The sequence below is a fragment of the Roseimarinus sediminis genome (assembly GCF_050433125.1).
GTDB lineage: Bacteria > Bacteroidota > Bacteroidia > Bacteroidales > Prolixibacteraceae > Roseimarinus > Roseimarinus sediminis.
On sequence record NZ_JBNPXV010000007.1, the window covers coordinates 77,635 to 92,196 of the forward strand.

14 protein-coding genes are annotated in these 14,562 nt (G+C 44.7%); 9 read left to right on the forward strand and 5 right to left on the reverse strand.

Annotated features, from left to right (window positions below):
• Positions 1–172: 172 nt before the first annotated feature.
• From FHS86_RS10565 to FHS86_RS10585, 5 genes are all read left to right on the forward strand, one after another.
• Positions 173–793 carry a 50S ribosomal protein L25/general stress protein Ctc gene (locus tag FHS86_RS10565; RefSeq protein WP_429413086.1) on the forward strand — a complete coding sequence of 207 codons (621 nt, stop codon included), beginning with the start codon at positions 173–175 and terminating at the stop codon, positions 791–793.
• A gap of 63 nt (positions 794–856) precedes the next feature.
• Positions 857–1,423 carry an aminoacyl-tRNA hydrolase gene (gene pth / locus FHS86_RS10570; RefSeq protein WP_429413088.1) on the forward strand — a complete coding sequence of 189 codons (567 nt, stop codon included), beginning with the start codon at positions 857–859 and terminating at the stop codon, positions 1,421–1,423.
• The gene (locus FHS86_RS10575) at positions 1,424–1,807 is read left to right on the forward strand and encodes an RNA-binding S4 domain-containing protein (protein ID WP_429413090.1); all 384 of its coding nucleotides are present in this window, start codon (positions 1,424–1,426) and stop codon (positions 1,805–1,807) included. It abuts the gene before it with no gap.
• A gap of 95 nt (positions 1,808–1,902) precedes the next feature.
• Positions 1,903–4,431, forward strand: a complete 2,529-nt coding sequence (locus FHS86_RS10580; protein ID WP_429413092.1) for a DUF3160 domain-containing protein — start codon at positions 1,903–1,905, stop codon at positions 4,429–4,431.
• Positions 4,432–4,977 carry a DUF4924 family protein gene (locus FHS86_RS10585; RefSeq protein ID WP_429413094.1) on the forward strand — a complete coding sequence of 182 codons (546 nt, stop codon included), beginning with the start codon at positions 4,432–4,434 and terminating at the stop codon, positions 4,975–4,977. It begins immediately after the preceding gene.
• Here FHS86_RS10585 and FHS86_RS10590 read toward each other — a convergent pair.
• Together FHS86_RS10590 and FHS86_RS10595 are read right to left on the reverse strand one after the other, a co-directional pair.
• On the reverse strand, positions 4,974–5,381 hold the full coding sequence (locus FHS86_RS10590; protein ID WP_429413096.1) for a thiol-disulfide oxidoreductase DCC family protein: 408 nt from the start codon (positions 5,379–5,381) through the stop codon (positions 4,974–4,976). The genes FHS86_RS10585 and FHS86_RS10590 overlap by 4 nt on opposite strands.
• Positions 5,365–6,444, reverse strand: a complete 1,080-nt coding sequence (locus tag FHS86_RS10595; protein ID WP_429413098.1) for an N-acetylmuramoyl-L-alanine amidase family protein — start codon at positions 6,442–6,444, stop codon at positions 5,365–5,367. Before FHS86_RS10595 ends, FHS86_RS10590 begins: the two co-directional genes overlap by 17 nt.
• A 169-nt stretch (positions 6,445–6,613) precedes the next feature.
• Here FHS86_RS10595 and FHS86_RS10600 point away from each other — a divergent pair, with 169 nt between their 5' ends.
• Genes FHS86_RS10600 through lnt form a run of 3 tightly spaced genes read left to right on the forward strand, consistent with a single transcriptional unit; the run spans position 6,614 to position 9,853 of the window.
• Positions 6,614–7,378 carry a 5'-nucleotidase C-terminal domain-containing protein gene (locus tag FHS86_RS10600; RefSeq protein ID WP_429413100.1) on the forward strand — a complete coding sequence of 255 codons (765 nt, stop codon included), beginning with the start codon at positions 6,614–6,616 and terminating at the stop codon, positions 7,376–7,378.
• Positions 7,353–8,276, forward strand: coding sequence for a bifunctional metallophosphatase/5'-nucleotidase (locus FHS86_RS10605; protein ID WP_429413102.1), 924 nt, complete (start codon positions 7,353–7,355; stop codon positions 8,274–8,276). Before FHS86_RS10600 ends, FHS86_RS10605 begins: the two co-directional genes overlap by 26 nt.
• Positions 8,273–9,853 carry an apolipoprotein N-acyltransferase gene (lnt, locus tag FHS86_RS10610; RefSeq protein ID WP_429413104.1) on the forward strand — a complete coding sequence of 527 codons (1,581 nt, stop codon included), beginning with the start codon at positions 8,273–8,275 and terminating at the stop codon, positions 9,851–9,853. The genes FHS86_RS10605 and lnt overlap by 4 nt, the downstream gene beginning before the upstream one ends.
• A 20-nt stretch (positions 9,854–9,873) precedes the next feature.
• Here the strand turns inward: lnt and FHS86_RS10615 are convergent, their stop codons facing one another.
• The 3 genes from FHS86_RS10615 to FHS86_RS10625 form a co-directional block, all read right to left on the reverse strand.
• On the reverse strand, positions 9,874–11,046 hold the full coding sequence (locus FHS86_RS10615; RefSeq protein WP_429413106.1) for a DUF418 domain-containing protein: 1,173 nt from the start codon (positions 11,044–11,046) through the stop codon (positions 9,874–9,876).
• A 32-nt stretch (positions 11,047–11,078) separates the two neighbouring features.
• Positions 11,079–12,149 (reverse strand): mechanosensitive ion channel domain-containing protein, encoded by a 1,071-nt coding sequence (locus FHS86_RS10620; protein WP_429413108.1) that lies wholly within the window; start codon positions 12,147–12,149, stop codon positions 11,079–11,081.
• Between the two features lie 73 nt (positions 12,150–12,222).
• Positions 12,223–13,296, reverse strand: a complete 1,074-nt coding sequence (locus FHS86_RS10625) for a CNNM domain-containing protein (RefSeq protein WP_429413110.1) — start codon at positions 13,294–13,296, stop codon at positions 12,223–12,225.
• Between the two features lie 199 nt (positions 13,297–13,495).
• On the opposite strand from FHS86_RS10625, the gene FHS86_RS10630 reads away from it, so the two are divergent.
• Positions 13,496–14,464, forward strand: a complete 969-nt coding sequence (locus FHS86_RS10630) for a DUF6929 family protein (protein WP_429413112.1) — start codon at positions 13,496–13,498, stop codon at positions 14,462–14,464.
• The last annotated feature ends 98 nt before the right edge of the window (positions 14,465–14,562 follow it).

A 14,562-nucleotide genomic window follows, 5' to 3' on the forward strand; every position in this document is an offset into this window, starting at 1 on the left:
CCATGTATGAGAGACAATCCTTTCTTTCAACATGGTTTTTTCTTTTACTGAAATCTTGTAGTTTAACAGATTGTTGTATATTTGCACCGCTTTAAATAAATAGTTATACATGTGTATGCGGTTTGTCCTGCATAACAGGCAGGAAGGGCTGAGTACCACAATTTTAAACATTATGAAGACATACGAATTAGTAGGTAAGGTTCGCGAAAACCTTGGAAAAAAAGAGTCGAAGAGACTAAGAAATGAAGGACAGGTACCTTGTGTACTTTACGGTCTGGAAGAGAATGTACATTTTTCATGTGATTTCAGTGCCTTGCGCAAACTGATTTACACTCCCAGTGTATATCTGGTAAATCTTGATGTTGATGGAACAAAACATCAGGCCATCATGCAGGACGTACAATACCATCCTGTAAGCGATGAACCACTTCACATCGATTTTCTGAAAGTTTCGGAAGACAAAAAGGTGAAAGTAAATATTCCGGTTACCACCAAAGGATTTGCAAAAGGTATTCGTGCCGGTGGTAAACTGCAGCTTGAAATGCGTCGTCTGACTGTATATGCCCTGCCACAGGACTTACCCGATACCATCACCATTGATGTAACAAAACTGGGTCTGGGACAAAGCTACCGTGTTAGCGATATTGAAACCGAAACCTTGAAGTTCCTGAACGCCAAATCGGTACCTGTTGTGCGCGTTATGGTAACCCGTGCATCACGTTCAGCCGGATCGTTGGGTGAAGAGGAAGAAGAAGAAGCAGAAGCAGAAGCTGGAGAAGAAGCTGCTGAATAAGTAATTTCGACTCAAAATGGCTGGAGCACATTCCAGACATCAGATCCTATTAACTGAATGATTATGAAATATTTAATTGTAGGTTTAGGAAACATAGGAGAAGAATACAAAAATACCCGCCATAATATTGGCTTTAAAATATTGGACGCTCTTGCAAGGGCGTCCAATATTGTTTTTGATATCAACCGGCGCTATGGTGCCATGGTCGAATACAAGTTCAAGGGACGAACTTTTGTACTCCTTAAACCTTCAACCTATATGAATTTGAGTGGAAATGCGGTTCGTTACTGGATGCAGAAAGAAAAAATTCCGCTCGAAAATGTGCTCATCATTGTCGATGATATTGCTCTTCCCTTTGGTGCCATACGCATGCGGGGTAAGGGCGGTGATGCGGGCCACAACGGATTGAAGCACATTACCCAGATATTGGGAACCAGCAACTATGCCCGTGTTCGTTTTGGTATTGGAAATGAATTCAACAAGGGGCAGCAAATCGACTATGTGTTGGGCGAATGGAGCCCCGAAGAAGAAGCCTTGCTCCCCGAGCGGATGGACAAGGTGATTGAAATTATCCACTCGTTCGGTACCATTGGCCTCGACCGAACCATGAACTTCTTTAATAACAAATAGATGAGCACTATGGTACGCATTGATAAGTGGCTTTGGGCTGTAAGGGTTTTTAAAACACGCAGCATGGCTGCCGAAGCTTGTCGTAAGGGGAAGGTAAGTATCAATGGAATCAACACAAAACCATCGCGTGAGCTTCATGCAGGAGAGGTGATTCATGTGCAAAAAAGCCCGGTTACCTATCATTATAAGGTGCTCGTACTTACTGAAAAACGGATGGGGGCCAAACTGGTTCCCGATTTTATGGAGGATGTCACTCCTGCTTCAAATCTTGAAATCCTCGAAATGCAGAAATACATGCAGGGAACGCAGCGCAGCAAGGGAACCGGCAGGCCGACGAAGAAGGAACGACGCGATCTGGAACGTTTTACAGGTGATGACGAATAAACTTTTTTCGTTTTACGACGCAACCTTTTAGCTTTATTGTTAATCTGTTAGGCGAAAGTTTTGTAATTTTGATTCAACCCGCTAAACCAGAAGCAATGAAAACACTTCTACTTTTCCTGTCAGGCCTTGCTATCGGCTTATCGCTTCAGGCCCAAATCGACTTTGATGCTTATCAGCAGTTTAAATCGCAACATGCCGTCATCGGTTCCGATGAATTGCAGCTTGTGTATGCTCGCCCGGCTGAATATTATTATAAGGGATATGGCGGTACTCCGGCCTTGTCGCAGGTGGCATGGCTCGATTCAGTCCGCGAACGCCTGGCATTAAGCAGCGATGAATTACAACTGCTTAGCGATCACCACTTTTTTGTGAGCGAACGGATGAGCTATCCCAATTTTGGATCTGCTTTTCACACCATCTATGCCAACGACCTGCCGGTATTTATCTCGACCGATGCCATTTTACATGCCTTACACAGCTCTTACAGCTACCTGTTGAAAAGTACCGAGCGCTTTTTGATGCGCGATAATCTGGAAAAATTTCTGGCCGATTTGTATTCCGAATTTCCGACAATGGCGACTGTTTATGCAGGAAAGGGAATCGATGAAAGCCTGGCCGATGCCGATCTGTATCTCACCATTGCGTATTCCTTAATAAGCGGTGAAGATAAGCCGGTCAGGCTGGCAACCAATGAGCAGTTTCAAGAGGTAATGGCAGCCATCGCTTCTGAAAATTTTAGCGAATTATCGCTTTTCTGTAAAACGGAAAGAAAGCGGCGCATTGACTTTTCTCAGTTCAAAGTCAGAGGGCATTATGTCGATACGCCCTCAGACCAGGCCATGGGCTATCCTTCGCTTGAGAATTATTTCAGGACGATGATGTGGCTGGGGCGGATTGAGTTTTTTATGACTCCGTCGGTAAATAATCCATGGGAATTGAACTGGGAAGCGGATGAAATCAAAAGGATGAACATTACGGCGCTTTTGCTTAATGAGCTGATGCAAGGCACCGTTGAGCTGTCCCGTTTCAAGCAGAATGAAACCATCGTTAACTATCTGGTAGGGGAGAGCGACAATGTTACCCCCGGCGATTTGCAGCAGCTGCTTAACGAACAGGGAATTACGAAAGCCACCGATCTGCTCGATGCAAAAGTGTATGCCAACTGGCAGCAAAGCATCAGCATGCATCCTGAGCTGGAGCAAAAGATCATGGGCGGAATGCTCTTTTCGAACCCCGATGCAGGTGAACCCGATAAATTGCCTTTAAGTTTCAGGCTCAGCGGTCAGCGTTTTATTATCGATTCGTATGTGCTGGCCAACATGGTATACGACCGAATTATTTACGAGGGCAAAAAGGTATTCAGGGGCCTGCCCGATCCTTTGGAAGCTGCGTTTGCCCTAGGCAACAGCGATGCTGCATATTTGCTGGCCGATCAGATCGATGCGTTTCATTACGGGCCCAATCTGGCCAACATGCGCTACCTGATCGATCACCAGTCTGACAGTTTCTGGACCACCAGCTATTACAACAGCTGGTTGGGAGCTATCAGGCAACTGAACCCGCTTGACGACGACAGCCATTTGCCATTTTTTATGCGTACTTCGGCATGGCATCACCAAAAACTGAATACCCAGCTGGCATCATGGAGCCAGTTGAGGCACGATAATTTGTTGTATGCCAAACCTTCGTATACCGGCATGATCGGCTGTTCGTATCCCTGCAGTTATGTGGAGCCCTATCCTGAATTTTATGCAGCCCTGGCTGTTTTTACCCGCGAAGCTGGTGAGTTTTTCTCACAGATCGAAAGCGATTATTGGGAGTTCAATCAAATAAAAAGTTATTTCACGGTTTTTGCCGGAATTATGGATCAGCTGGAAGTGCTGGCCCGGAAAGAGCTGGAAGGACAGCCTTTTTCCAGTGCAGAAAAAAGCTGGCTGCAATCGATGTTGTTTGAAGGCGGGGGCAGTGGTGCGCCACCCTATTCAGGCTGGTACAACCAGCTTTTTGCCAATACCGACGATATCAACAAGCATGATTATCCTGTTGTTGATGTACATACGCAGCCAACCGATGAAATAGGAAATGTTGTGGGCAAAGTTTTACATACCGGAACAGGAAAAATTAATCTGGGGGTTTTTCTTATTAAAAACAGCGAAAGCGGAAACTATACTGCTTATACCGGTCCCTTTATGTCGTATCACGAAAATGTGACTGCTAACTTTAAACGACTTACCGATCAGGACTGGGCTTCGATGATTCAAAGCAATGCTGTTGAACGCCCTGAATGGACCAGCATTTACCTTACGGATGTTACGGGTACCATTTCTACCACTGCGCCGGCACTGCCTTTCCGCTTTCTCGAGGGAACAGGTGTTGACGACGAAGTGCTGAATCAGCTTCAGGTATATCCGAATCCGGTGATCAATCATTTGACCATACGGCACAATGAGCCAAGCAACGAAGTTGGCAGCTATCGACTGATGGGGCTGTCGGGCTCACTTTTGCTTCAGGGAAATTTCAGGCAGGAAACCGTGATTGATTTTTCTTCATTGAAAAAGGGCTTATATTTGCTCCATATTTCAACGAAGCAAAAACAATTTGCATACAAAATAGTAAAGGAATAAATGATTGTAGCCCGCGAGAAACGAAAGCAGAATATTTCAGAATACATCTTATACATGTGGCAAATTGAAGACATGATTCGTGCGCTTCAATTCGACATGAACCAGATCGAAAAAGTTTTGATCAGCCAGTACAAGGCAGATGATATACAGCATAAGGAAATTGTTGACTGGTACAGCAATCTGGTGCTGATGATGCAAAAGGAGCAAAAGCAGCAAAGCGGCCATATGCAGTTTCTGGTGAATCTGGTCAACGATCTTGATCATTTTCACAAGGCCCTGCTAAGTCAGCAGGTCGATGCTGAGTATATCCGTCTTTACCAGGACATCGCACCCGACATTGAGCTGGTGCGCCAGAAGTCAGGGAAAAAGGACAATGACATTGAAGTGGTGCTGAATACGCTTTATCTGATACTGATGCTGAAAATGAAACAACAGGATGTATCGGAAGGAACGCAAAAAGCAGTCTGGAAACTGGGGAATTTCATGGGACATCTGTCGCGGCTTTATCGAAATTTTGAGTCGGGTGACCTTGAACTGATTTACTAAAGAAAGCGGTGTTTCAGGTGAGGCTGTGGAAGCATGCATTCATCTCTTTTTCCAAACCATCTGTAACGTTTACGCGCAATGAAGCGGTAAAGCGGATCCCTGATCCAGGCAGGTATTACAATGAATAGATAGAAGAAATTATATCCTTTCAGATAGCGTGCTATACGAAGTGCAGCAGTTGATTCCTGGTACAGCTTCCCCTTTTCAATCAGTAAAACAGAATCGCTTATTTTACTGCTTTCAAATGCAGCCAGTCGTTTACCTGCTTCTTTCTGCTGAAGAGATGCAAATTGCAAAACGTGTTCTTTTTCATGTTTCAGTATAAATTGAACCGAAGCATTGCAAAGATTGCACACCCCGTCGAAGAGGATCAGGGGCGAAGGGTATTTAGTGGTTTCGTTCATAATCAAGCAGGATTCCTTCGGCCAACCAATTGGCAAGTGCCTGGCGGTTGTCTTCGATGATGAAACGCTGCAGGTCGCGTTGATGATTTATATTTCCCAGTTCAATAAAGGTGGCAACCGGCCACGAGTATTTCAGCATGTACAGGTTGCGTGCCGAAACAGTGCCGTTGTAACCCCGGCCGGGCTGGTGGGTATTGTATTTCTTATCAAAAGTATCCCGCATGCTGACTGCCAGTTTTTTACCATCGTTGCTGCGTTTGTCGTGATAAAAGAAAACATCGATTTTTTCGCCCTGGCTTCGCGAATCTACATGGATGACAACCAGCCGTTGATATCGTCCGCGGTATTGGTTGTAGAGTTTATTCACGGCGTCTTTTCGTTGCCGCAGCCTGGCATTCTGGTTGATGGGAATGACCAGATTGGGATAACAACGCTCATCCTTGTCGTGCTGCAAATACCAGCCATTCCGGATGCCGTCGTCGGGATCGCGGGTAATCATATACACCGTGGCCCCCATCGATAGGAGCTGACGGGCCAGCCTGAGGGTAATGTCGTAGGCATACTCATCTTCACACAGGGTTTTGCCATTGTATTTTGCCACTGCTCCCGGGTCGGGACCTCCATGACCTGCTACCAGGTAATACACGGCATTGCCCAGCAGGTTGTTTTCAATAATCACATCCTGCGATGCTTCTCCAAATATCGGAAAACGGCGAGTAGGCAGTTTGCTTGCCAGGGGTTTGGTTTCCAGGATTTCTTCTGCCACAATACCTGATTGTTCGGTATTCGGTAATTTATAACGAAAGCCAATTTTAAGTTCGTGGCTGTTGCCAAGTTTTTCTTTATTCAATTCAATGAACTCATCAACATACGAAAGAGGGATATCATGTTTCCTCAAGATACTGTATATTCCGTCTCCGCTTTTGGCAACGAACTCACGATGCTCCTGAGCCATGCTGCTAAAACTTAAAAAAAGCAACAATAAAACCGGAATAAGGGTAGTCGGTATAATTTTTGTAAGGAGTCTTTGCTTGTGAGCGCATCCAATGCTGGTGATGTACATTTTTAAATATTTTTATAAAAGCTAAATTAAGCTACAAAGAATGGATGCCTTTTTGTGAAGACAAACATTGCTTTTTCATTTGAACCGTTTGGTATTTATTTAGTTTAATTTAAATTGAAGCAAATTAAAAAAAAATCCATTCATTTACAGAAATATTAAATTGCAAGTAATGAACATACGAATGTTAATTGCTGGTATTTCTCTGGCCGTTTTGTCTTCCTGCTCAACGGTGAATGAAAGTACCAGCTACGATTATAAGAATCTGTCGATCAATGTAATTGCCGATTCGATCAGTGATCCCGAGTTTGAACGCATACTGCAACCTTACAAGCTCGAAGTGGAGTCAAAAATGTCGGAAGTAATTGCCTACAGTGATCAGGGGCTGGTAAGTTACCGGCCCGAGAGCCCCTTAAGTAACTTTTTAAGCGATTTAATTCTTGATTTCGCAGTTGACTATTGCGACAGCAATCAGTTGGCTTTTACTACGCATTTTTCACTTTTCAATCATGGAGGAATCAGGGCTTCTTTGCCATCGGGAGCCATAACAATTCGAAGTGGCTATGAGATCATGCCCTTCGAAAATGAACTGGTTTTGCTTGAACTAAGTGGTGAACAGGTAATGAACCTGGCCAGTTACATTGCAACGCGGGAAGGTGAAGGAGTTGCAGGGATTACTTTCGGAATGCTCAAGGACAAGGCAGTGGATATCAAAGTACAGGGAGTACGGGTCGATCCGGCTAAAAGCTACTGGATGGTAACCAGTGATTACATTGCCAACGGTGGCGATGGCATGAAGGTGCTTACCTGGGCCAATAAAAGAATTGATACCGGATACAAAATGAGAGAAGTAATTATTGATTACATGCGGGCCATGAATGACCGGGGAGAGAAAATAAGTGGAAGTACAGATGGGAGGATTTACTATGTTGAATAGAAGAGCATTTATTAGAACCAGTGCTTTGGCCGGAGCCGGACTTATGGCCATGCCTGCTGCAGCAATTAACGGAATGACCCGCCTGGTAATTCTTCACACCAACGACATGCATTGCCATTTTGAACCTTTTCCCGAAAATGATCCAAAATACGGTGGCAGGGGAGGAATGAACCGAATTTCGGCTTATGTAAAACAATTGCGTCAGAAGGAAACTGACTTGCTTCTCTTCGATTGTGGCGACTTCTCGCAGGGCACGCCTTATTATAATTTTTTCAAAGGCGAAGTGGTGCTCAAGCTAATGAGTGAAATGGGGTATGATGCGGGTACCATTGGAAATCATGATTTCGACAGTGGCCTTGATACCCTGGCGGGTGTGATGCCCAATGCTGGTTTTCCGCTTATTTCATCCAACTATGATTTTTCTTTAACTCCTTTGAAAGGCCTGGTTAAAAAAAATCACATTATCGAGCGCAAGGGGATCAAAATCGGAATTTATGGTTTGGGTATTGAATTGCAGGGCCTGGTTGGAGAGAACCTGTCGGGACAAACGGTTTACAACGATCCGGTTGAGGTGGCCCTTGAACAGGAAGACTATCTTCGCAATGAGGAAAAATGTGATTTGGTTGTTTGTCTTTCTCATCTTGGCTTTCAATACGATACACCAAGAATCAGTGATATGACCCTGGCTCCCAAAACCCGCTTTACCGATGTGATTTTAGGCGGGCATACGCATACTTTTCTCGAATCACCCATCGAAATGTTTAACAAGGATAAGAATCCGGTAGTAATCAACCAGGTGGGTTGGGCTGCATTGATGCTGGGCCAACTGGAGTTTTATTTCGAAAAACAGAAGAAATCATTTCTCGATCTTAATGAAAATAAAAGGGTAGGAGGATGAAACTTAAATTCGTAGCCCTTTCGGTTCTTTCGGGCGTTTTACTGAGTATGGCGTGGTTAGGGATGAGCGGGCTGGTGCTGCTTTTTGCATGGCTTCCGCTTTTGTTTCTGAATCATTATTTTACACTTCACAAAAACCAATATACTCCACTGGCTTTCTGGATGTATGCATTCCTTAGCGTATTGCTTTGGAACGGACTCTCTACCTGGTGGATCTGGCATGCCACACCAGCCGGAGCCCTGTTTGCCATATTTACCAACTCGCTGCTCATGTCGCTTGTTTGGTGGGCGGTACATTTTGCCTACCGGATCAAGGGAAATGGTTTTGGAAATTTATTCCTGATTTTTGCTTTCCTATCCTTCGAATACCTTCATTATAACTGGCCCTTATCATGGCCCTGGTTAAACCTTGGAAACGGACTGGCCAACGATATTCGTCTGATTCAATGGTACGAATACACCGGTGTTCAGGGTGGTACCTTGTGGATACTGCTTAGTAATTTGGTATTGTGGAACTTATTGAAGAAATACTGGATCGAAGGCTTGGCAATTCGCCGGCAACTGATGATCGTAAGTGTGCTATTGCTTTTTGTTCCTGTGATTATTTCACTGATCCGCTTTGCGAATTACAGCGAAAAGGATGACCCGGTGCAGGTGGTGGTGGCACAACCCAACATTGATCCCTATTCCGAAAAATTCTCAGGAATGAGCCACCGGGAACAATACCGGCGCATGTTACAGCTGGCCGATTCGTTGGGTGATGAAACGACCGATTTTTATGTAGCACCCGAAACAGCACTTCATCAGCTATGGCAACACGAGTTGGAAAGTCAGGCTCCGGTAAGGATGATTTCCCGTTTTCTGGATGAAAAACAGGGGGAGGCAGCATTTGTAAGTGGTGCCATGACTTATTTGCGCTATCATGAAGACGAGGCTACTCCTACGGCACGTTATTCTGACGACAGCACGCTTATTTACGATGCGTTCAATTCGGCCTTGCTTATACCGAAGGACGGTGAAATTCAGCTATCACACAAAGCAAAGCTGGTGGCCGGAGTAGAAACCATGCCCTTTGAAAGACAGCTCCGCTTTTTAAACAAGCTGGTAGTTGACCTTGGTGGTACAACGGGAACCCTTGCAACGAACAACGACACGGTAGTGCTTGTATCGAATGATGTTCCTGTTGGTGTGCCCGTGTGTTACGAATCGGCTTTTGGGGAATATGTGTCGGGTTTTGTACATAAAGGTGCCGAATTGCTTTTTGTCATCACCAACGACGGATGGTGGAAAAACTCACCCGGATATCGACAGCATTTTTCCTATGCACGTATTCAGGCCATTTCACTGCGCCGCAGTATTGCACGATCGGCCAATACCGGAATCAGCGCATTAATCAACCAGAAAGGCGAAATTATTCAGCAAAGTGAATGGTGGACGGGCACTGCTTTAAAAGGAACTTTAAACCGTAACCGCGAGCTGACGTTTTATGCCCGTTCGGGCGATTACCTGGCACGCATGAGTGTACTGATGCTGGTGCTCATGAGTCTGAGTCTGCTGGTGGCTAAAATCAAAAAATAAATTCAACGGTACCATCTCAGTCACTGTCTTTTGCTTCCGATCCATGTAGCTTTATGCCACAGGTATTCCAGAGGACCGTGGCGGTGTCGGCGCATCCACCATCTGCTGAACCTGCTTTGTAACACTGCCAGCACAATTCCTATGAGCAAGGACCAGGTGGCTCCGGTGTATTGGTAGAGCCCCAATCCAAAACCATAATAGATAAAAGTACCCGCTATCGATTGCATAATGTAATTCGACAGACTCATTTTTCCAAGCGGAGAAAAGCCATTGAGCAGCCTGTGAAGACGTGATTTCTCAAATAAAAGTACAAAGCCGGCCAGCAGGATAAACATGAAGGACAAGTTGCTCCACGAAGTGATTATAGTGACAAAGGGTTTTAATATGGCCTCGCTGTTAATCATTTTAGCAGATTGAAGCTGAAGAGGATAAAGCACAGCAAAGGAAACGACGGATAGCAGCAGGACGCGTTTCCATAATTTCAGCATCTCATCCGATGGAACAAAAATTTTTCTTCGGCCTGCCAGCATGCCCAGCATAAAAAGCGACAGTGTTTGCACTATGCGACCGTTTTCCCAGCTCCAGTAGAGAACCGCAGCTTTTCCGTTGGTGAGGTTTCCTTTCACCGTTGCCCTGAATGAATCACCCGGAATGTATTCGCCAATGCGTGCAAAGTACTGGTTGGCCATCGACTGCGGGGCTTCCATCTGTGGATTAGTCAATGCAAGAAGCAGCTCATACAGTTCATAGGGTTGTAACATCAGCACCAGGGCAATGATAAAAACGCTGCGGTCTTTCAGATGGGCAAAGGGAATGAGGAAAATCCCGATCATGGCATATATTGAAAGGATGTCGCCCTCGTAGAAAGCCGAGTTAAACAGTCCGAAAAGAAGCAAGAGTAAGAGCCGCCATGCAAAGCGGCCTCTGAAATCGTGACCCCGTTGTGCCTGGTTGTTGCTTTGAATGAAAAAGGTGAGGCCAAACAAAAAGGCAAAAATGGCATACGATTTTCCACCAAACAGGAAAAACAGACTGTCCCAGATAAAGCCGTCGATGGTTATCATCCAGGCAGGAAGCCCTTGTGGCAGGTAGTAAAAATCGAAGTGCTCGATGTTATGCAGCAGCATAATCGAAATAATGGCAAAACCCCTGAGGGCATCCACTACGTGAAGGCGCTGGTTGTTGAAGGTCATGTTGGCTAAAGCTTGATCAGGGTTGTTTTCTCTTATTTTTTCTCTTTCTCTGCTTCTTTTTCACTTTGCTCAATATGTTGCTGAATTTTCCCGATCTCTTTTTCGTAACGCTCAATTTTCTGACTCAGCTGGTCTTTCTCCTTAGTATTTTTGGCGTCTTTCAGCTTTGCTTTTAGAGCTTCCTGTTTTTCCTGTATTTTTTTGATGTAGTCGCGTTTGTTTTCAACTGCTTCCGATTTGATGGCTTCGTCGAAAATCAGTTCTTCGGGTGTTGCTTCTTCGGCAGTTGTAGTGCTTTTATCCTCCGATGCCGTGTACGGAATAAAGGTTTTTTCGTCAATCCTCCGCTGGTTCATGAAAGTGGGAGATACGATTTCGATTCCGCTTTTATGCAGATGATCCATCACCATGGCATTGAGCAACGAACGGGTGCTGAAAAACTTATTGCTGTCGTCGAGAAAACCGTGAATTTTGTAAACTACCGAATAATCGCCCAAATTGGTAATGTAAACGTAAGGATCGGTGAGGCCGGTGGCCAGGGCAGCTTCTTTCAGCGCTTCTTCAATTTTGCTGCGTTCGATGTCGTAACCCAGTGAGACTTCGGTTGAAATAACGCTGTTGCTTTTGCGGGTGAGCTTTACGATGTTTCCCGCGATAAAAAGGTTAGGAATGGTAATGAAGTTGCTGTCTTCCAATTGGAGTTCGGTATGAAAAATACTTTTTCGGGTTACCCGTCCGGTGTATGCTCCAATGTTGATCAAATCGCCGTTACGGAAACGTTTCATCGAGCTGTTCATGAAACCGGCAATCATATTGCCCAGTATGGTCGTTGAACTTAAGGCAATGCCGGCACTGATAATTATTCCCAGAAGGCTCAATATCTGTCCTTTGGTGGTTTTGTCGATGGGCAGTGAGAGCAAAAAGATGAGCAGCCCGGTTAACACGATGAGCAGGGCAACACTTCGCCTGATAATATTTCCGGTAGAAGAATCGCTTTTGAACCTTTTGAAGATCCACGAATTAAAGACCAAAAGCAGGGCGATAATGAATACGATGACTGCCGGCTTAAGCATCGATCTTAAGATTTCAAACATTGTTTCCATAGCTGTTCAATTAGTGCTTTTGTTCAAATTTAATGTATTGCTTTCAAAAATGGCACGCAGCTATGAAATAACTTTATTGTGAATATTCCTCATTATTTTGGATCCCTTCGAGCAGGTTGTACTTTGCCTGTCGGGTTTTCCAACGTTCACGGGCATATTGCTGCATATTGCTCACGGTGTCCTTCTCATCAATTATTTCAAGTCCAAGCAATGTTTCTATAATGTCTTCCATGGTTACGATGCCATCCATGCCACCGTATTCATCAACAATGAGTGCGATGTGCTCTTTCTTTTGCAACAGTTTATCCCATACCGAAAAAAGGGGCATGTTGTTATGAACGATTACGATGTGACGTTTCAGATCACTTAATTTCAGTTCAAAATGATCTTCGGCTAGTTTTTCGAAAACCGTTTGGCGAAAAACATATCCTGTAATATTTTCTTCATTGTTGGTATAAACCGGAATGCGTGAAAATTTCAAATAGTTTTTATTTTTTAGAAAATCGCTGAGTTTCATGTCTTCGTTGGCCACTGCCACCACCACACGAGGGGTCATAATTTCGGTTACTCTTACATCACGCAGACGAAGCATGTTTTGTATAATGCGGTATTCTTTTTCATTGAAAACACCTTCGTTGGCACCGATGCTGGCCATGGCCGCAATTTCTTCCCTGCTGGTCGATTGCATGCTCTTGCGCCTTGAAATGAGCCGGGTAAGCACTGCTGACATCAGTACCAGTGGATAGGTGATCCAGACCATGGTATTGATGGTATAGGCAGCAAAAGGGGTGAGGTTGCGCCAGTAGCGGGCACCAATGGTTTTGGGTATAATTTCGGTGATTACCAGAATGAGGATGGTAAGAATGGCCGAAACCAGGCCAAACCATTGTTCGCCGAAAACCTTGATGGCCTGAGCGCCTACACCGGCCGCACCAATGGTGTGTGCTACCGTGTTCAACGACAGGATGGCCGATAGCGGTTTGTCGATGTTGGCTTTCAATTTTTCCATGGTGTGAGCCCATGCATGTCCTTCTTCTTTTTTCACCATCAGAAAAGAGGGAGGAAGAGAAAGCAAGACCGATTCCATAATGGAACAGATAAAAGAGATTACCAGCGCAAGCGCCAGATACAAGAGCAATAAAAACATTTTTTTTTTCAAATATACACTTTATCGTATGAACCACACAAACAAGAATGCAGAAGAAAATTAGTAAGGCAAGTAGCGTAGAAGTGTTTTTGAGTTTTCATGTTGATGCATGAAATTGAAATTATCATTTTAAGAAAGTCTTGTGAATCTTGTTCTTTTCATCCAATAAAGTTTTAATTTGGGATAAAAAAGGTGTACCATGGTCAGAATAATTGATTGGGCTTACTTAATCGTGCTGTTTTTTTTGTTGCTTTTAACTGCCTGTGATAAGCAACAAGCTGGTTTTATTGTGCAGGAACGTCACATCCTTACCGGCCTTCCTTCGGCTTCGGGAGTTGAAGTGTTGGCTTCAGCCATTTATGTGACCGGAGATGACAGTCCCTGGCTTTTTAGGCTGGATGAAAGTTTTCGCGTGGCAGAAAAAACAGCGCTTGGTGGTGAAAGGCCCGACAGTATTTTTGACAAAGCAGTGAAACCCGATTATGAGGCCATGACGGTGCTTGAGCACAATGGCGTGGAGGAATTGCTGATTATGGGCTCGGGATCGAAATCGCCCTGGCGTGACAAAATTGTCAGAATTAATCCAAAAGCAGCTTCAGGTCCGCTTACTTTTGATGCGGGAGCCTTATACCAAAAAATGCGGGAAGCAAGCGTACTGGATGAAACAACATTTAACATTGAAGCAGTGGCTGCCAACGGGCAGAATATATATCTTTTTAACAGGGGTGTCAACCTGATTTTTGAATTCGGACAGGAGGCTTTGATGACTTACCTCGAAGGCAGCGGAGTGTTGCCTGAATTCAGGTGGTACCACATTCATTTACCAGCGCTTAACGGCATTGGTGCCGGCTTTTCGGGAGCTTCATTTTTACCCGGCGGACGCAAAATTGTTTTTACAGCGTCGGTCGAAAATACCTCCGATACCTATCACGATGGTGAAATTTTGGGTAGTTTTGTCGGTATTGTTGACGTGAGTGAACTGGCCAATGAACTTTCGCCCTGGTTGGTTTTTATCGAAGAGAATGCAAAGCCGCTGAAACTGAAGGTAGAATCGGTGCTTCCCGTTTCCGTTTCGGCAAATAATAGTATCCAGCTTCTGATGGTGAGCGACAGCGATGGAGGCAGTTCAGAGCTGATAAAAGGAGTTTTGACCGAAAAGGAGGAATGAAGCAACAACAAGTTGGTGCATTAGCTCCCTTTTTTATACTGAAACGCCAAATGCAGGTCTTCAAAAAGAATACCTATTGTAGCCCCCTGTGATCGGAC